The organism is Streptomyces sp. TE5632, assembly GCF_054061295.1.
Genome location: NZ_JBSSEA010000003.1, coordinates 4811751 through 4829310, shown reverse-complemented (window position 1 = coordinate 4829310; position 17560 = coordinate 4811751). Strand labels below are relative to the sequence as shown.

Annotated in this window: 16 protein-coding genes and 2 pseudogenes; 7 read left to right on the top strand and 11 right to left on the bottom strand. The window is 69.2% G+C overall.

All coding sequences use genetic code 11. The features are described 5' to 3' along the window. The first annotated feature begins 541 nt into the window (after positions 1-541). Positions 542-1348 carry a transposase family protein gene (locus tag ACVW19_RS27245; RefSeq protein ID WP_457464804.1) on the top strand — a complete coding sequence of 269 codons (807 nt, stop codon included), beginning with the start codon at positions 542-544 and terminating at the stop codon, positions 1346-1348. Between the two features lie 40 nt (positions 1349-1388). Here ACVW19_RS27245 and ACVW19_RS27240 read toward each other — a convergent pair whose 3' ends face one another. Further along, on the bottom strand, positions 1389-1643 hold the full coding sequence (locus ACVW19_RS27240) for a hypothetical protein (protein WP_457462561.1): 255 nt from the start codon (positions 1641-1643) through the stop codon (positions 1389-1391). A 164-nt stretch (positions 1644-1807) separates the two neighbouring features. Here ACVW19_RS27240 and ACVW19_RS27235 point away from each other — a divergent pair, with 164 nt between their 5' ends. From ACVW19_RS27235 to ACVW19_RS27225, 3 genes and pseudogenes are all read left to right on the top strand, one after another. Continuing rightward, entirely contained in the window at positions 1808-3244 is a 1437-nt protein-coding gene (locus tag ACVW19_RS27235; RefSeq protein ID WP_457462559.1) for an NAD(P)-binding domain-containing protein, read from the top strand. 502 nt (positions 3245-3746) lie between these two features. After that, positions 3747-4082, top strand: a pseudogene (locus ACVW19_RS27230) (transposase family protein); the annotation flags it as partial. Between the two features lie 14 nt (positions 4083-4096). Then, a complete protein-coding gene (locus ACVW19_RS27225; protein WP_457462558.1) occupies positions 4097-4993 on the top strand; it encodes an ISAs1 family transposase in 897 nt (298 codons plus the stop codon). 456 nt (positions 4994-5449) lie between these two features. Here the strand turns inward: ACVW19_RS27225 and ACVW19_RS27220 are convergent. The 8 genes and pseudogenes from ACVW19_RS27220 to ACVW19_RS27185 all read right to left on the bottom strand — a co-directional run. Then, positions 5450-5603 (bottom strand): annotated as a pseudogene (locus ACVW19_RS27220) (ornithine decarboxylase); the annotation flags it as partial. Positions 5604-5919: 316 nt separating this feature from the next. Continuing rightward, positions 5920-6438 carry a nuclear transport factor 2 family protein gene (locus ACVW19_RS27215; protein WP_457462556.1) on the bottom strand — a complete coding sequence of 173 codons (519 nt, stop codon included), beginning with the start codon at positions 6436-6438 and terminating at the stop codon, positions 5920-5922. After that, positions 6435-7907: an FAD-dependent oxidoreductase gene (locus tag ACVW19_RS27210; RefSeq protein WP_457462554.1), complete on the bottom strand. Its 1473-nt coding sequence runs from the start codon at positions 7905-7907 to the stop codon at positions 6435-6437. Before ACVW19_RS27210 ends, ACVW19_RS27215 begins: the two co-directional genes overlap by 4 nt. Then, a complete protein-coding gene (locus ACVW19_RS27205) occupies positions 7900-8733 on the bottom strand; it encodes an SDR family NAD(P)-dependent oxidoreductase (protein WP_457462553.1) in 834 nt (277 codons plus the stop codon). Before ACVW19_RS27205 ends, ACVW19_RS27210 begins: the two co-directional genes overlap by 8 nt. Next, positions 8730-9191, bottom strand: coding sequence for a nuclear transport factor 2 family protein (locus ACVW19_RS27200; protein WP_457462551.1), 462 nt, complete (start codon positions 9189-9191; stop codon positions 8730-8732). The genes ACVW19_RS27205 and ACVW19_RS27200 overlap by 4 nt, the downstream gene beginning before the upstream one ends. Then, a complete protein-coding gene (locus tag ACVW19_RS27195) occupies positions 9188-10003 on the bottom strand; it encodes an SDR family NAD(P)-dependent oxidoreductase (RefSeq protein WP_457462549.1) in 816 nt (271 codons plus the stop codon). The genes ACVW19_RS27200 and ACVW19_RS27195 overlap by 4 nt, the downstream gene beginning before the upstream one ends. After that, complete coding sequence (locus tag ACVW19_RS27190) at positions 10000-11343, bottom strand: MFS transporter (protein ID WP_457462547.1); 1344 nt, start codon at positions 11341-11343, stop codon at positions 10000-10002. The genes ACVW19_RS27195 and ACVW19_RS27190 overlap by 4 nt, the downstream gene beginning before the upstream one ends. A 65-nt stretch (positions 11344-11408) precedes the next feature. Beyond that, on the bottom strand, positions 11409-12608 hold the full coding sequence (locus tag ACVW19_RS27185) for a homogentisate 1,2-dioxygenase domain-containing protein (RefSeq protein ID WP_457462546.1): 1200 nt from the start codon (positions 12606-12608) through the stop codon (positions 11409-11411). A 107-nt stretch (positions 12609-12715) separates the two neighbouring features. Between ACVW19_RS27185 and ACVW19_RS27180 the strand changes: the two genes are divergently transcribed. The 3 genes from ACVW19_RS27180 to ACVW19_RS27170 are packed head-to-tail and all read left to right on the top strand — an operon-like array spanning position 12716 to position 15531. Next, positions 12716-13564, top strand: a complete 849-nt coding sequence (locus ACVW19_RS27180; protein WP_457462545.1) for a hypothetical protein — start codon at positions 12716-12718, stop codon at positions 13562-13564. A gap of 45 nt (positions 13565-13609) precedes the next feature. Next, positions 13610-14818, top strand: coding sequence for a fumarylacetoacetase (gene fahA, locus ACVW19_RS27175; protein ID WP_457462543.1), 1209 nt, complete (start codon positions 13610-13612; stop codon positions 14816-14818). A gap of 23 nt (positions 14819-14841) precedes the next feature. Beyond that, the gene (locus ACVW19_RS27170; protein ID WP_457462541.1) at positions 14842-15531 is read left to right on the top strand and encodes an IclR family transcriptional regulator; all 690 of its coding nucleotides are present in this window, start codon (positions 14842-14844) and stop codon (positions 15529-15531) included. A gap of 625 nt (positions 15532-16156) precedes the next feature. Here the strand turns inward: ACVW19_RS27170 and ACVW19_RS27165 are convergent. Beyond that, a complete protein-coding gene (locus ACVW19_RS27165) occupies positions 16157-16798 on the bottom strand; it encodes a CoA transferase subunit B (RefSeq protein WP_457462539.1) in 642 nt (213 codons plus the stop codon). Continuing rightward, positions 16798-17559 (bottom strand): CoA transferase subunit A, encoded by a 762-nt coding sequence (locus tag ACVW19_RS27160; RefSeq protein WP_457462538.1) that lies wholly within the window; start codon positions 17557-17559, stop codon positions 16798-16800. The genes ACVW19_RS27165 and ACVW19_RS27160 overlap by 1 nt, the downstream gene beginning before the upstream one ends. Position 17560: the final 1 nt, after the last annotated feature.

Here is a 17560-nt window from a genome sequence, read left to right as displayed (position 1 = left end):
AGCCGAACCGGCGATACTCCGCATCACTCTCCTACCTCGACCAAGCCGGTCGTCCTTCTTGATGAATGACCCTCGGGCTTTGATGAGTACCTCACCGAATGGAGAAGAGATGCCGATACACGCGGGACGAAACCGCTCCGAGAAAACCCCCCGGCCTCATTCTGCTGAGGGCAGCAGCTCCCTCGTGGAGCCCATACTCATGGATACTTCCGAGCTCGCAGTCATGACCAACATGTCCGAGAGCTGGGTATACAGAGAAGACCCGAAAGCTGGGGCTCAAGGGCTGCAAGCCTGGTCGGGGCAGAAATGCGAAGGTCCAGTACAAGAGGTCCGATGTCTTCAGAAGGCTGGAACAGCAAAATCTGCACTGATGTACTGAGCTCTTTCCAACCTGTCCGGTTGGAGGGCCAGTTGAGGTGACAGACAGGTGAAGCCCCTGGTAGATGGGTTTTCGACCAAGAAATCCGTCTCCACCAGAGGCTCCGTGTGCCTGTCCACCCTTCCCCGAGCTCTCGGCTTCTCCCCCGGCTACCGCTGGGAGGTGCCCCCAGAGCAGGGGAGGCCCCATCGCGTCGACGTGTCCAGTTCCGCCCTGCGTTTCCTGTCCGCCAAGCTCCGCCGGCGCCGCCAAGAGCTCGGCACCCGCTGGCGGCGCCTGAGCGTCGGCCGTCAGGCCCTGCCCACTCTTGCCCATCTCCGCAACGGCCACCCGCATGCCCAGCTCGCGGCCGGGTTCGGCATCGGGATCACGACCGCGTACCGGTACATCACCGGGGCCGTCGAGGTCCTGGCCGCTCTCGCGCCGACCCTTGCGGAGGCGGTCCGGAAAGCATCCTTGAAGGCGTTCGTGCTGCTGGACGGGACCCTGCTGCCGATCGACCGGGGGCACCTCCCGGCCGAAGGCTGGGGGAGATCGCCGCGGACCGGCCCTAATAACTCGGGGAAGCACAAGAGGCACGGGGTGAACGTTCAGGTCCCTGCCGATCCCCTCGGCCGGCTGCTGTGGGCCTCACCGGCCTTGCCCGGCGCCGTCCACGACATCCGCGCGGCTCGCGAACACGGCATCGTCGACGCCCTCGCCGAGGCCGACATCACGTGCTGGGCCGACAAGGGCTACCGGGGTGCCGGCGGCACGGTCCGCACCCCGTGTCGGGGACGGTGGGAGACCCTGTCCACCGGTCAGCAGGCGGTGAACCGGTCCCACGCGAAGATCCGCGCACTCGTCGAGCAGGCCATGGCCACCCTCAAGTCCTGGCGGCTCCTCCGCAAGCTCCGGTGCTCGACCACCCGGATCACCAGCCTCGCCCAAGCCGCCCTCTGCTTTCATCCGGCCGGCTCAGACCGATGACGGAAAACCCTCCTTCACTCGGACAAGACGGAGAACCAGATTACGGATCCGCTTCTTTCTGCATCTCGGAGGAATGAGATTGCGCAGACCGGGAAGGAGTTGTGGTCGAGCACATTTCCGCCAGGGCGCCATCCACCCTTTCCGCTGCGTTGCCGATGTGAAGTTCAAGGGTGAAGACATGCAGGGCGACGACCTTCGCGGCCAGCCCGGCGGGCGACCCCGTCACACCCGACGAGGTGACGAATCTGCAGTTCATCCGCCGAGAGTGGGGCTTGATGTCGACCTGCAGCCGCACGGCCGGACCGGCTGTCGCGGCCCGCACCTCCGACGGGTTGACGCCATTGATTGCGACAGCAAATTAGCGCAACTGAGCCAATCCTGCTACGGTCAAAAGAAATCCGTCTCTCTGGACCGGTCGATACGTGCGGACTCTGGCGACCGGATGGCTCCGCCCTGCCCGTGAGGGTGGGTACGGAGCCGCATGGCGAAAATAAAGGGACATACGTGACGAACAGAAAAAGAGTAGCGATTGTCGGTGCCGGCCCCTCGGGCATGGCTCAGCTGCGGGCCTTTGAGACCGCAGCGCGCGCGGGGGCGGACATCCCCGAGATTGTCTGTTTTGAGAAACAGGCTGACTGGGGTGGCCAGTGGAACTTCACCTGGCGCACCGGACTCGACGAGTACGGCGAGCCCGTGCACTCGAGCATGTACCGCAATCTTTGGTCGAATGGGCCGAAGGAAGCGCTGGAGTTCGCTGATTACACCTTCGACGAGCACTTCGGTCGCGCCGTCTCCTCATACCCGCCGCGCCCGGTTCTGTGGGACTACATCGCCGCCCGGCTGAAGAAGACGAACGTGCGCGATTTCATCCGTTTCCAGACCGTCGTGCGCTGGACGGAATACGACGCCGAGCGTGAGGTCTTCACGCTCACGGTCGAGAATCTCCCCACCGGAGAATCGACGACCGAGGAGTTCGACCATGTGGTCGTCGCCAGCGGCCACTTCGCTTTCCCCAACGTGCCGCACTTCCCTGGCATCGAGACCTTCCCCGGGCACATCGCCCACGCGCACGACTTCCGCGGCGCGGAAGCCTTCAAGGGGCAGGACGTCCTCGTCATCGGCTCCAGCTACTCGGCCGAGGACATCGGCAGCCAGGCGTTCAAGATGGGCGCACGCTCGGTGACGGCGAGCTATCGTTCCGCGCCGATGGGCTACGACTGGCCCGAGGGCTTCGAGGAACGCCCCGTCATCAAGCGCATCGAGGGCAACACGGTCCACTTCGCCGACGACACCTCGAAGCACATCGACGCCGTCATCCTGTGCACCGGCTACCTGCACAAGTACCCGTTCCTGCCCGACGAGCTCGCGCTGGCCTCCCCGAACAACGTGTACCCGGACGGCCTTTACCGCGGTGTCGTGTGGCAGGACAACCCGCGTCTGGCCTACCTCGGCGCGCAGGACCAGTGGTTCACCTTCAACATGTTCGACGCGCAGGCCTGGTACGTACGCGACCTCATCCTGGGCCGCGCCGAGCTGCCGTCGGAGACCGAACGCTCCGCCTCCATCGCCGAGTGGCGGGAACGTTTCGAGAAGCTTTCCTCGGACGCCGAAGAGGTCCGCTTCCAGGCCGACTACGTGCGTGATCTGCTGCGGCAGACGGACTACCCCGAGTTCGACCTCGACCGGGTCGTCGAGATCTTCCTCGCGTGGAAGCGCGACAAGAAGGCCGACATCATGGGCTACCGCGACCGTGCCTACCGCTCGGTCATGACGGGAACCCTGGCCGCCGAGCACCACACACCGTGGCTCGAAGAGCTCGACGACTCGATCGAGCGCTACCTCGCCGAGGACCCCGCCAAGACCCCGCAGAACGCTGAGCGCAGCCTGGCGGCGTAACTCCCCGAGGTCGGGGGCGGACCCCACTACGGGTCAGGGGCCCAGCAGCTCTCGCTGCGGGCCCCTGACCCGTATCCATGGGGTGGGCACAGCTGGGGGATGTCGGTTGCCGGTTGCCGGGGCCAGGGGGAGTGCGCCGTGGGTCGTGGGAGCGTGCCGTGGGCCGTGCCGGATGGCTTGCGTGTGAGGGGTGGGGATCGAGCCGCAGCCCTGTGAAGACCCTCCGCAATCGCCTCGGCATCGGCGCGGCCCGCTCAAGAACCCTGGCCTCCGTGATCCGCGCAGAACGCAACGACCACTTCCAAGTGGCAGCCCTGGTCGAATACGGTGAGCAACTTGGGGCCTTCGAAAGACAGCGGACGGTAGGCATCTCGGCCGAGGGCTGCCGTGTGTCAGGCGGGCGATGCTGTCCGCGAGGTAGTGGGCAAGTAGCCAGGGCTTCGGCGTAGTCGCTTGACGCCCGGTTCGTGGTGATCTGCCGGCTCGGTGAGGGTCCGGGGACGTGACGCACGGGTTTCCAAGATCATGGAGTTCTCGACGCCCCGTGATCCGAGTGGAAGACCGTGCCTGCCGACGCAGCATCGCTGATCCCGCCTGCCTTGACCAACTCCGCCAGCATCCCGAGGCCGTGCCCGAGGAGATCTTGGGCCTGCTGGAGCGACTGCATGAGGTGCCCGAGCCACGAGATCCGCCCGGTGTGCGGCACGCTCCGGTCGTCGTACTCGCGCTGACCGCGTGCGCGGTGCCGGCCGGAGCCACCTCCCTGCTCGCGGTCGGCGAGTGGATCGCTGATGCCCCGCCATCTGTCCTGGAACGTCTTGGCATACGGCCCGATCCGCTGTTCCCGAAGCGGTGCCTGCCTGCGGAAACGACAGTGCGGCGGCTACTGGGCCGCGCATCGACGGCGACGCGCTGGACCGGGCGGTGGGCCACTGGCTGGCCGACCGGCGCTCCAGCACCGGCAGCCGGCTGCGCGGCCTGGCGGTCGACGGCAAGAGCCTGCGCGGCGCGGCCAGAGCCAAGGGCCGGAAGATCCACCTGCTCGCCGCATGCGACCACGCCGGCGGCCTGGTCCTGGCCCAGCTCGACGTGGGCGAGAAGACCAACGAGATCACCTGCTTCCAGCCGCTGCTGGACACCGTCGCCGACCTGACGGACGTGGTCGTGACCAGCGATGCGATACACACCCGGCGCGAGCACGCTCAGTACCTGCTCGGCCGGGCCGCGCACTACGTCGTGATCGTGAAAGGGAACCAGAAGAAGCTCCGCAAGCAGCTCAAGTCCCTTCCGTGGAAGCAGATTCCGCTGCAGTCACGCACCCGCGACGCCGGGCACGGCCGAGGCGGAATCCGCCGGATCAAGGTGTGCACGGTAAACAACCTGCTCTTCCCCGGGGCCCGCCGGGCCGGCCAGCTCAAGCGCCGCCGAGCGGACCGCAAGACCGGCAGGATCAGCACCAAGACCGTCTACGCGGTCACCAGCCTCACCGCCGAACAGGCCACACCCGCCGAACTCGCGAGATTGATCCGCGACCACTGGAAGGTCGAGGCCCTGCACCACGTCAGAGATGTGACGTTCGCCGAGGATGCCTCCCAGCTGCGGACCGGCGCCGCTCCCCGCGCCATGGCCACCTGGCGCAGCCTCGCCGTCGGCGCCCTCCGCCTCGCAGGGAGCACCGACATCGCCGCCGGCCTGCGACACAACGCCCGCGACGCACGACGCCCACTCGTCCTCCTGGGACTCACGTGATCACAAACCGGACATCATGCGACTACGCCGAAGCCCTGGTCGCTGACCTCCCACTGCTTCCGCCGCGTCATGGTCACCCCACGAAGCACGGGATCACGTACATCTCCACCGTGTCACAACAAGATCTTTCTGCAAGGAGCCCTGAGAGGGTCTGAACAGGACCGAAGTCTCGAGGTACCGCAGGTGCGATCCCGGCGGTCAGGGTTTCGGCGAGAGCGCCGGTCCGATGGGAGGCGGTTCGGGACGGCCTTCTTCGTATGTCATTCCCGAAGGTTCCCGAAATTCAGTGCGGTTTCTCGGGCCGCCGGACCAGCGACCAGGGCCCTTCCGAGGCCAGCACGACGCAGGCGCCCTGGTCTCCGCAACCGAGAACCGAGCGACGGCGCGTATCGGCTGGGGCGGACGAGCAGGTGGCGATGTCGGCGGGGAGGGTCGGATCGGGGGCGCAGACCGCGCGGCCGGGTCGATCAGTTCGCCCTGGAGATGGAAGACGGAACCCTGCTCCAGGCCACTGCCCATCTTGTGGATGCTGGTGACACACACGTCCGCCCCCCGCGTCCATGGCCCACTTGAGCAGGTCGGGATGGAAGGGCAGATGGGCACCCCGTGCTCTCCATGATGGACATCATCCCTCCGAGGCCGAAGCCCTTGATCAGGAGTGTCCGTCAAAGCGGATCAAGCCCATCCCCGAGGCTCTGTAAGCGGCGCTCTCTCTGGGGGTGACCGGCCTGGGGGTGACCGGCACACCCGTCACACATGACCCCATGCAGTCCGTGGCTCCTGCCCGCCTGCGTGTCTGTGTTCTCTCACCCCAGGGGGGCGCCCGCCTCCGGGTGCGCCTGTTGGTCGTCACTGCGGAGGCGGCGCCCGGCGCCCGTCACGGCCCGTACCCCAAGGTCTTGGGGCACTCGAGTACTGCTCACGACCTACGCTTGCGCCTGCACGGGAGTGCGATGCCCCCACGTGAAGACCGGGTCCGACCCGTCGCGCTGCGAGGCGACCCATGCGGGGTCGAGGGCGTCGGTCATGCGGACGACCCGGGACTCGTCGAACACGACCACCCGGTCGGCGATGCCCCAGGAGCCGTCGCGCCGCTCGAACCGGTCGACGTACCGGCAGCGGATGATCGCCAAGTCCTGCTCCCCGCCGGGCTCGGCGGGGGCCTGCCGCAGGAAGCACAGGCAGTACGACTCGACGTCGGCGCTGTTCTCGCCGGTGAACTCCACCAGCACGTTGGAGATGAAGTGCTGGGAGGAGTCGATGGTGCGGTGGCGGCCACGGATGTCCTCGACGAGGCCCGAAGCGTCACCGGTGTAGGCACCATGGACGTCGATGGCGTCGTCGAAGTAGCAGGCCGCGATGGCGTCGTGGTCCAGCCGGTCCACCGCCCGGGCGTAGCGGAACAGGACGTCCTGGATCTCGAAACGGTCGTCGGCGCGACTCATGCGGAAATCTCCTCGACTCGGGGTGACAGTGCGGCGGCATGTGCGGCCGCCTCTCGGCCGGCGACTCGGCCCAGGACCAGTGCGTGGGCGACGGAGTTGCCGCCGCCCACGTAGCGCTCGCCGAGGATGCCCCCGGCGGCCTCGCCGGCCGCATACAGCCCCGGGACCGCCCGGCCCTCGGCGCTGAGGACCCTCGTCCTGGTGTCGATCTCGAGTCCGGTGTGGGTGCAGACCAGCTCTGCGGGCAGCATCCTCACCGCGAAGAAGGGTCCGGTGGCGATCGGCGCGAGGTGCGGGTCGGCGCCCTTGGCGGCCAGGGACTCGTGGCGCAGGAAGTCCTCGTCGCGCCCCTGGGCGAACAGCTCGTTGAACCGGTCGACGCTCGCGACCAGGTGGTCCGCCGGTACGTCCATCAGGTCGGCGAGCTGCTCCAGAGTGTCGGCGCGCAGCACGACGCCCTTGGCGACCTCCTCCAGGATCCGGTCCGCGGTCCAGTCTGCGTAGCCGCCCGGCAGTCCGGTACGGGCCGCGTCGTCGAACACCGACCAGACCCAGCCGCCGTGGTCCTTGAGGATGCCCGGGCTGACCGCGTAGGGGGCGTCCTCGTCCATGCAACGCCGCCCGTCGAGGCCGACGTTGATGCGCGAGGCGGGCGGGAAACCGCTCTGCCAGTGGTGGTAGCGCTGGAACTCGGCGGTCACCAGGAGGAGGCCCCAGCCCTGCCCGAACAGCGCCAGGTCGTGCCGTTCGGCGAGGCCGATGTGGTCGCCCCGCGAGCCCGGCGCGGCGACCACGAACAGCGCGTCGCCGGCGATCTCGGCGTCGGGGAGGAATCGGCGGACGAGTTCCGGGTCGGCCGCCAGGCCGCCACTGGCGATGACGACGGCGGCTGCGGTGGCCTCCTCGCCGTCCAGGACGACGCCGCGGACGACACCATCGCGGATCACCAGGTCCTCGACCCGGCTGCCGAGGGCGAGGTCCACGGCGAGCCGGGCGCGGGCCCTGTCGAGCACCTGCACCAGGCCGTAGCCCTGGTCCTTGGGCACGTGGCCGCGCCAGACGTCCTCCACTCCGGCACGGGTCAGCCCCGGTTCATGGGCGCTGCGCGAGACCTGTGCGGGTATCTCGACGCCCAGGTCGAGCAGCCAGTCGACGACCGCGCTGGACTCCTCGCAGAACATCCGGACCGGGCCGGGCCGGAGACGCCAGCCGTTGAGGTCCATGTAGTGCTGGAACATGCGCAGTGGCGAGTCCTCGACCCCGAGGCTCTGCTGGACGCTGGTGGCCGAGGCCGTCAGCAGCCCGGCGGACAGCTGGGTGGAGCCGCCGATCTCGTCCTCGGACTCGAGGAGCAGCACCCGTGCGCCCGCCTGGGCGGCCGAGACCGAGGCCGCCAGACCGGCGCCGCCCGCGCCGACGACGATGACGTCGTAGTCGTAGGTGTAGGCGATGGTGTCGGACTCAGACATGCTGCGAACCGCCGTCCACGGGAATGTTGGCGCCGGTGACGTACCGGGCGCTGTCGGAGAGCAGGAAGTACAGGGCGCCGAAGACCTCCATGGGCGCGCCGAGGCGGCGCAGCGGGACGGTGGTGAGCGCCCGGTTCATGGCAGCCTGGTCGTCGCGGACCCAGCGGGTCATCTCGGTGTCGATGAAGCCCGGCGCGATCGAGTTGACGCGGATGTTGTCGGGGCCGAGCTCGACGGCCATGCACGTGGTGAGGTGCTTCACCGCGGCCTTCGAGGAGTTGTACGAGGCCCGGGTCGGCCGGGCGCGTACGGCGGCGACCGAGGCCATGTTCACGATCACGCCGCCGTCGACGGTGCGGAAGTGGCGGGCGGCCGCCTGGCCGCCGTAGACGACACCGTTGACGTTCACGCCGTAGGTGAGCGATAGCTGCTGCGGCGTGATGTCGGTGAACTCCGCCTGCGGGAAGACACCGGCGTTGTTGACCCACAGGTCGAGCCGGCCGAACTCGCGCAGGGCGGTGGCGACCAGTTCGTCGCCGGCGGCGGGGTCGGTGACGTCGGCGCCCACGCCGACCACGCGGCCTGCGCCGTCGACGCCGGCCAGGTTGGCGTTGATCTTGTCGGCGACGGATGCCATCGCCTCCTGGTCGAGGTCGCCGCCGACGCCGTTGACACCGCGACGGGCCAGTTCCTCCAGGAAGAGCGCGCCCATGCCACGGCCGGCTCCGGTCACGACGACGGTGCGGCCGACCAGCTCGGGGTTGAGGGCGGGCAGGGCGTCGTGGTTGACGCGGCCCGGATTGTCTTCGGGGGTCTGGGTGCTCACGGGTGCTCCTTCAGGCGGGATGCGGATGGTTCGGGCGCGGCGCCGTCGCGGGTCACGCGGCGGTGTACGAGCCTCAGTTCGGCGGGGTTGTCGGGGGTGCGGCGCAGCCGGTCGTCGATCGTGGTGATGCGGTCGATCCGGGCCGCCCCGGAGGCGAGGTCGTGGGTGGTGACGATGAGGAGGTTGGCGCGTACGTCGTACTCGCCAGGCTCGGCCGCGGGCCGGACCAGCACGTTGGTGATGGCGTGGTGCAGGTGCGGCGCCGCGGCGTGCAGGTCGCGGGCGAAGTCGACGAGTGCGTCGCGGCCCGTGACCGGCTTGTCGTATGTCGGGGAGTCGAAGACCCCGTCGGCGACGAACGTGTCGGCCCATGCCTCGGCGTCACCGGTGTCGATGGCATGCGACTGGGCGGCGTAGAGGTGCTGGACCTCGAGGAGTGTTTCGAGCAGGGGGGTCACGGCTTTTCCTCCAGACCCGCGAGGATGCGGTGGTAGAGCCCGCCGGACGTCAGTCCGCCGTCGACGACCATCTCCTCGCCAGTGATGTACGTGGCGTCGTCGGACAGCAGGAACGCGACCACGCGCGCCATCTCCTCGGGGGTCGCGAGCCTGCCGACCGGGACCGACCGCAGGCTCTCGTCCACGAAGGTGGTGTCGGCGGCCTGGTGCAGCAGTGGCGTGCTGGTGAGGCCCGGGTGCAGCGAGTTGACGCGGATACCGAGAGCGGCGAGTTCGAGCGCGCCGACCTTCGACAGCCCGCGTACGCCCCACTTACTGGTGCCGTACGTGGCGGAGAAGTAGCCGACCATGCCGGCGATGGAGGAGATGTTCACGACGGCCGCGCCGCCGTCCTGCGCGCCCCGCGCCAGAGCGGGGGTGAGCGTCTTGAGGCCGTAGAAGACGCTGGACAGGTTGACGTCCATGACGCGGCGCCACTGCTCGACGGTGGTGTCGGCGATGCCGGCGCGCAGGCTGACACCGGCGTTGTTGACCAAGCCGTGCAGCGGCCCTGCGGCCTCCACCTCGCCCGCGAGCATGCCCCACGAGTCAGCGTCGGCGACGTCAAGTTGGACGGCCCGCCCTGACCCACCGGCCGCTGTGAGTTCGGGGACGAGCGCCTCGGCAGCGGTCACGTCGAGGTCGGCGGCCCAGACGTGCGCCCCCTCGGAGGCGAGCGCCAGGCAGTCGGCCCGGCCCAGGCCGCCGGCGGCGCCGGTGACCACGACCGAACGGCCCTCGAAGCGTCGTCGGTCGGTCGGCACGGGGCTCACAGCTGCAGCTCCGTCCCGCGGGTCTCCTTGAGGAAGAAGGTGGCGCCGAAGGTCATGAGCGCGGTCGCGATGATGTAGCCCGCCGGCGCGAGGTTGTTTCCGGTGACATTGATCAGAAGCGTGGCGATGAACGGCGCGGTACCGCCGAGCACCATGTTGGTGACGTTGTTGCTCATCGCGATACCGCTGTAGCGGTATCGCGCCCGGAAGATCTCGGCGTACGTCGCGAACGAGACACCGTTGACGAGCCCGATGAAGAAGGTCAGAGAGCACTGGGCGAGGACGGCGGAAACCGGGCTGCCGTCGCGCATCAGCATGAAGGCCGGCAGCGCGATGACCGCGGTGACGCCGCTGCCCAGGAAGAACACGGGCCGGCGGCCGATACGGTCACCCGCGTACCCGGCGACCGGGAGGCTGATGACGGCGGCGACCATGGCGAGGCACGTCGACGTGAACGCGAAGTCGGCCGAGTGACCGCCTTCGGTCTGCAGATAGCTGGCGGCGTACACGCCGGCCACGTAGTAGCCGCCGACGATCAGCGCCCCGAGGAAGATGACGAGCACGATCTGGCGCCACGCCTGCGCGAACACCTCGGCGATGGGGTACTTCGCGACCTCGACCGTCTCGCTGTCCTGGATGGCCTCGAACTGTTCGGTCTCGGGCAGCTGGCTGCGGATGTAGAGGCCGATCACGCCGATGAACAGGCTGAGGAGGAACGGGATGCGCCAGGCCCAGGCGCGCACGATCTCCTCGCTGACGCTGACGGTGAGCACCAGCGCGACGAGCGAGGCGAACAGCGAGCCGAGATAGGTGCCGGTGTTGACGAACGAGGTGTGGAAGGCCCGTCGGTGCGCCGGCGCGTGCTCGGACACGAAGGCGTTCGCGCCGCTGAGCTCACCACCGGCCGCGAAGCCCTGGAGGCAGCGGCACAGCACCAGCAGGCAGGTCGCCCAGAGGCCGAGTGTGGCGTACGAGGGGATCAGGCCGATCGCGGCGGTGGCGACGGACATCAGCAGGATGGTCCAGGTGAGCGCCTTCTTACGGCCGTACTTGTCGCCCACGTGGCCGAAGAGGACGCCGCCGGGCGCCCGGAGGAAGAACGCCACCGCGAACGCGGCGAAGGTCGAAAGGAGCGCCGCGTTCGGGTCGCTCTCGACGAAGAAGTGCGTCGCGATGAGGGTGGCCATGTAGCCGTAGATGCCGAAGTCGTAGTACTCGACGATGGTGCCGAGGACCGCCGCTCGGATGACCTTGAATGTGGAATGGGGGCTCGCGGCGGCCGGGGGCGACAGAGCCGCCGACTCGCTGGACGGCGTCGGTTCGGTGGCCAGGTTTTTCATGGATCGGTCCTTTGGAAGGCGCTTTACGGTTGGTTGATCGCTTGTCGGGCGCGGCAGTTGGCGGCTCACGCCTGCCGGCCTGCCCAGACCCACGCGTACTGCTGGTCGTCAACGGCCTGTCCGCCCTCGCCCAGTTCGAGCGGGCGGAAGGTGTCGACCATGACCGCGGACTCCTCGAAGTGCTCCGCTCCGAGGGACGCCTCGATCGCCGCCGGCTGCGGGCCGTGGGCGTGTCCGCCCGGGTGCAGCGAGACCGAGCCGATGCCGATGCCGGAGCCCTTGCGTGCCTCGTAGGCACCGCCGACGTAGAACATGACCTCGTCGCTGTCGACGTTGGAGTGGTAGTACGGCACCGGGACGGCCAGCGGGTGGTAGTCCACCTTGCGTGGCACGAAGTTGCAGATGACGAAGTTGTCGCCCTCGAAGACCTGGTGGACGGGCGGCGGCTGGTGGACCCGCCCGGTGATCGGCTCGAAGTCCTCGATGTTGAAGGTGTACGGGTACAGGCAGCCGTCCCAGCCCACGACGTCGAAGGGGTGCGTGTCGTAGACGAACCGGGTGCCGACCACTCCGTGCCGACCACCGCGGTGCTTGACCAGCACCGCCACGTCGCGTCCCTCGGCCAGGTGGATCCCGGTCGGCCCGTGCAGGTCCCGTTCGCAGTAGGGCGCGTGTTCGAGCAGTTGGCCGTACTTCGACAGGTAGCGCTTGGGCGGCGCGATGTGGCTGTTCGCCTCGATCGGGTACAGCCGGCTCGGTCCGTCGGTGACGTCGGGGACCCAGCGGTGCGTGGTGGCGCGGGGCAGCAGCACGTAGTCGCCGGCTCGGTAGGGCAGCACGCCGAACACCGTCTCGACCACGCCGGTGCCGGCCTCGACGTAGACGCACTCGTCGCCGATCGCGTTGCGATAGAGCGGCGAAGCCTCGTTGGCCACGACGTAGGAGATGCACACGTCGCCGTTGCCGAGCACGAGCCTGCGCCCGGTCACGGCGTCGATGGTCTTCGCCTCATCCGCGTCGAACAGGTCGTGCAGCTTGAGATGGCGGGGCTTGAGCGGATGGTTGACGACCGTCGACTGGTCGGGCAGTTCCCAGATCTCGCTCGCGACGATCGCCGACGGGACGCTCCGGTGGTACAGCAGCGACGAGTCGGAGGAGAACCCCTCCTCCCCCATCAGTTCCTCGTAGTAGAGCTTTCCCGCGTCATCACGGAACTGCGTGTGCCGCTTCGGCGGCACCGTGCCGACTCGACGGTAGTACGCCATGACCCCTCCGGCGTGTTGACCGATGAAATGAGTGACCGAAAATCGAGTGACCGATAAAAGAACACCGCGTGTTCGCATTTCGAAGATCTTCAGTTAGGGTGCGGCCCGTGTCAATACCTCTCGTCTTCCGACATCTCGTGGACGACGCCGCGGTCTTCCCTCCCGGCCTGGCGCCGCTGCCGCGCGCCGTGGCCGAGCACGCCGGGCACCTGACGTCCACCCACACCGATCTGGTCGGCCCCTTCGTCGTCGCCGCGGCCGACCTCGACGACCTGGCCCGGCTCGCCACGCCGCAGCTGTTCCCAGCGGGTCTGCGGGTGAGCGTCGTGGCCGGGCAAGCAGCCGTCCCGGCCGCGCTCGACGCCGTCGCCGCGACCGACCGCCTCGTGCTCGCCGCCCTGGAGGTCAAGCCGAATCCCGCGCTGCCCGTGCCCGCTCAGGTCGACGAGCTGGCCGCGCTCGGCCTCTCCGGCACCGTGTACGTCGAGGTGCCGCGCCCCGGCGGCCCCGCATGGGAGCAGACCCTCGCCGCGGTCACCCGACACGGCTTCCGGCTGAAGTTCCGTACCGGGGGCACCGAGGCCGCTGCCTTCCCCACCGAGAGCGAGGTGGCCGCGTGGATCCACGACGCCGTCGCCGCAGGCGCCGCCTTCAAGTGCACGGCCGGGCTCCACAAAGCGGTCCGGCACACGGGGCGCGAGACCGGGTTCGAGCACCACGGCTACCTCAACGTGCTGCTGGCCACCGCGTGGGCCCGCGCCGGAGCCCCGCTGTCCGACGTCCGCGCCGCTCTCGCCGAGCGCGACCCGGGCACGCTGGCCCGGGCGGTCACCGCACTCCCCGCGGTCGACGCCGCCGCCGCGCGGTCGACGTTCACTTCGTACGGGTCCTGCAGCGTTCTCGAACCGCTCGAGGACCTGGTCGTCCTGTGCATGCTCGATCCGGCCACCGCCTGACCGTCACTTCGTCACCCGGAACACCGATACCGAAGGGCTCTCCACATGAGTACTCCTCCCGTCACCTGGGTCAAGGTTGCGGCCGGCAGCGCGTACGACGTCGACAACCTCCCGTACGCCGTCTTTTCCACCGCGGAGTCCGGCCCGCGCATCGGTGTCCGGATCGGGGACCACGTACTCGACCTGGGCGCCGCGGCCACCGCTCTGCGCCCCGACTGGACGGTGCTGCTCGACACCGCCGCGCTGAACCCGCTCATGGCCGACGGTCCGGCGACCTGGGCAGCGGTCCGCTCCTGGGCCGTCGAGCTGCTCACCGACACCGCGTACCGCGACCGTGTACGGCTCGTGCCGCTGGCCGATGCCACCCTGCACCTGCCGTTCGAGGTCGCCGACTACGTCGACTACTACGCCTCCGTCGACCACGCCACCAATGTCGGTCGGATCTTCCGCCCCGACGGCGATGCCCTGATGCCCAACTGGCGCCATCTTCCGGTCGGTTACCACGGCCGTGCCGGATCCATCGTCGTCTCCGGGACACCGGTGCGCCGTCCCGCCGGTCAGCGCAAGGCCCCGACCGACCCCGCGCCTGTCTACGGGCCGTCGCTGCGCCTGGACATCGAGGCCGAACTCGGCTTCGTCGTGGGCCGTTCGGTCCCGCTCGGCCAGCGGGTCGCCACCTCGGAGTTCGCCGAGACCGTCTTCGGTGTCACCGGCGTCAACGACTGGTCCTCCCGCGACATCCAGGCCTGGGAGTACGTCCCGCTCGGCCCGAACCTCGGTAAGTCCTTCGCCACCACCGTCAGCGCGTGGGTCACCCCGCTCGCCGCGCTCGAGCACGCCCGCGTCGACCTTCCCGGCCAGGACCCGGCCGTTCTGCCGTATCTGCAGGAGAAGGGCCCCTCGGGATACGACATCGATGTGGAGGTCGAGGTCAACGGCACGGTCGTGGCACGCCCGCCGTACTCCTGCATGTACTGGTCGCCCGCGCAGATGCTGGCCCACCTCACCGTCAACGGCGCCTCACTGCGGGTCGGCGACTTCTACGCCTCGGGCACCATCTCCGGCCCGGAGAGGCGCCAGTGCGGCTCGTTCCTCGAACTGTCCTGGGGAGGCAAGGAGACATGGACCGCCGGCGGGCAGGAGCGCACCTTCCTCGAGGACGGCGACGAGGTGGTCCTGCGCTACTCCGCGCCCGGCGCCCGAGGCCGTATCGGCCTCGGAGAGGTCCGTGGCAAGATCCTTCCCACGGTCTAGCCCCTGATTCCCGGAGAGGTGTCATGACGCCGTCGAACGAGCCCGAAGGCGGTGGCTCGCAGACCCTGGAGCGCGGCCTTGCGATTCTGATCGAACTCAGCCGCCACTCCGGGGGGCTGAACACCAGTCAGGTCGCGACCGCGACCGGGTTCCACCGCTCCATCGCGCACCGACTCCTCGTCTCCCTGCACCGGACGGGGTTCGCCGCGCGCGACGACGACGGCCGCTACGTCGTGGGCCCGACCGTGGCCGGGCTCCTCGGCGACGCCGGCCCCAGCCTGCGCACCATCGCCGAGCCCGTCCTCCAGCGCCTGGCGCAGAAGCTGGACGCCACCGCGAGCCTCGTCGAGGCCATCGGCACGGCGGCGGTCACCACGGTCGTGGCCGAACCCCCCACCGACGGTCCGCTGTTCTGGTACCGCAAGGGAAGCCGCGACCCGCTCGACCACGGCTCCGGGGGCCTGGCCTGTCTCGCCGCCGGCCCCCCGCGCGCCTCCGAGCCGGAGCGTGTACAGGGGATCCGTGACGCCGGTTACATCGTCACCCACGGAGAGGTGAACGTCGGCGCGCACGGCATCGCGGCACCGTTGCCCGGCTGGCCGGTCCGGGCGGCGATCAACGTGGTCACCTCGGATCCGCAGCTCGCCGACCGAGCGATCCCGCACGTGCTGGACGCGGTCGCAGCCATCGGCGTCCCGAGCGATCACCTCTGAGAACCCGGCGCCGGGCTTCGTCAGGACACCAGCGAGGCGAGTTGGGCTGCGGCGCGTTTTGGTAACTGGACCGGTTCAGGTCCAAGACCTCGTAAAGCCGCTTCACCCCGTAGGCGTCCCGGTGGTCGGCGACGATGTTCTTGTACGTCGCCCCGGGCGTGGACCCGTACAGGGCCACGGCATCGGTCTTGAACTCGTCCGAGCAGTCCTTCATCGCCATCGGCGGTCTTCTCGCTTCCTCCGGATCAAGCAGATCCAGGCGCACTGGTCGGAGGTTCAGCCACTACTGGGGCGGCGACAACCACCCGGCCGCCCTCGGCGGGCGGCCGGGGCGCGACGTCGTACACCCGCCGCGCCGAAGCGGCGGCGAACCGGTCCGCGCCGGTCGGGGGCGCGGACACCACCCTGCCTCAAGTGGGCCCTGTGGGGACTCCGGAACGAGCGTGACGGGCCAACTCCCACAAACCGTCCGGCATAACCCATCCCCACCCACTCCCCATATCCGGAACAATCGCCAACTGGCCATGTGAGAAACGGCTTTGGGCGACAGGTCCGGGCCTCACCCACTGACGAACGGGCCGTCCCGATGTCCCGGGGCGGCCCGTTCGGTGGCTGCGGACGCGGGTCAGACGGCGGCGGGGGCGAGCACCGGCGCGCCCGTCCTGTCGCGGAGTTCCTCCTCGGTGACTCCCGGGGCGAGCTCGACGAGCCGGAAGCCCTCATCGGTGACGTCGAGGACGCCGAGGTCGGTGACCACGCGATGGACGCAGCCCCGGCCGGTGAGCGGCAACGTGCAGGACTCGACCAGCTTGGCGCTGCCGTCCTTCGCCACGTGTTCCATCAGGACGATGACGCGGCGGGCACCGTGCACGAGGTCCATCGCGCCGCCCATGCCCTTGATCATTTTCCCGGGGACCGCCCAGTTGGCGAGGTCGCCGCGCGCAGAGACCTGCATGCCGCCGAGGACGGCGACGTCCAGGTGGCGGCCACGGATCATGGCGAAGGACAGCGCCGAGTCGAAGAAGGCGGCGCCCGCGACCACGGTCACCGTCTCCTTGCCCGCGTTGATGAGGTCGGGGTCGACGGCGTCCGGGGTGGGGTAGGGACCGGTGCCGAGGATCCCGTTCTCCGAGTGGAGGACGACATGGACGTCATCGGGCAGGTGATCGGGAACGAGGGTGGGCAGGCCGATGCCCAGGTTCACGTACTGGCCGTCGGCCAGTTCGCGGGCGGCGCGGGCCGCCATCTCGGTGCGGGTCCAGGCCATCAGACGGCGCTCCCTTCGCGGACGGTTCGCTTCTCGACGGGCTTGGCGCCCCGCTCTCGCACCTCGACCACGCGCTGCACGAAGATGCCGGGCAGGTGGACGTGTTCGGGGGCGATCTCACCGGGCTCGACGAGTTCCTCGACCTCGGCGACGGTCACCCGGCCGGCCGTCGCGCACAGCGGATTGAAGTTGGCCGTGGTCCTGTCGAAGACGAGGTTGCCGTGCCGGTCGCCCTTCGAGGCCCGCACCAGGGCGAAGTCCGTGGTGATGGACCGCTCCAGAACATACGTCTCGCCGTCGAGGACACGGGTCTCCTTCGTCGGGGACTCGACCGCGACCGAGCCGTCGGCCGCGTACCTCCACGGCACGCCGCCCTCGGCGACGGCGGTGCCCACGCCGGCCGGGGTGTAGAAGGCCGGGATGCCGGCGCCGCCCGCGCGCAGCCGTTCGGCGAGCGTGCCCTGGGGGACGAGTTCCAGCTCCAGTTCGCCGGCCAGGTACTGGCGGGCGAACTCCTTGTTCTCGCCGACGTAGGAGCCGGTGACCCGGCTGATCCGCCCGGCCCGGAGCAGGATGCCGAGGCCGTGGTCGTCGGTGCCGCAGTTGTTGGAGACCACCCTCAGGTCGCCGGCACCCTGCTCGTGGAGGGCGTCGATCAGCTCCTGCGGCACGCCGCAGACGCCGAAACCGCCGACGGCGAGGGTGGCACCGGAGGGGATGTCCGCGATCGCCTCGGCCGCGGACGCCACTGTCTTGTCCATG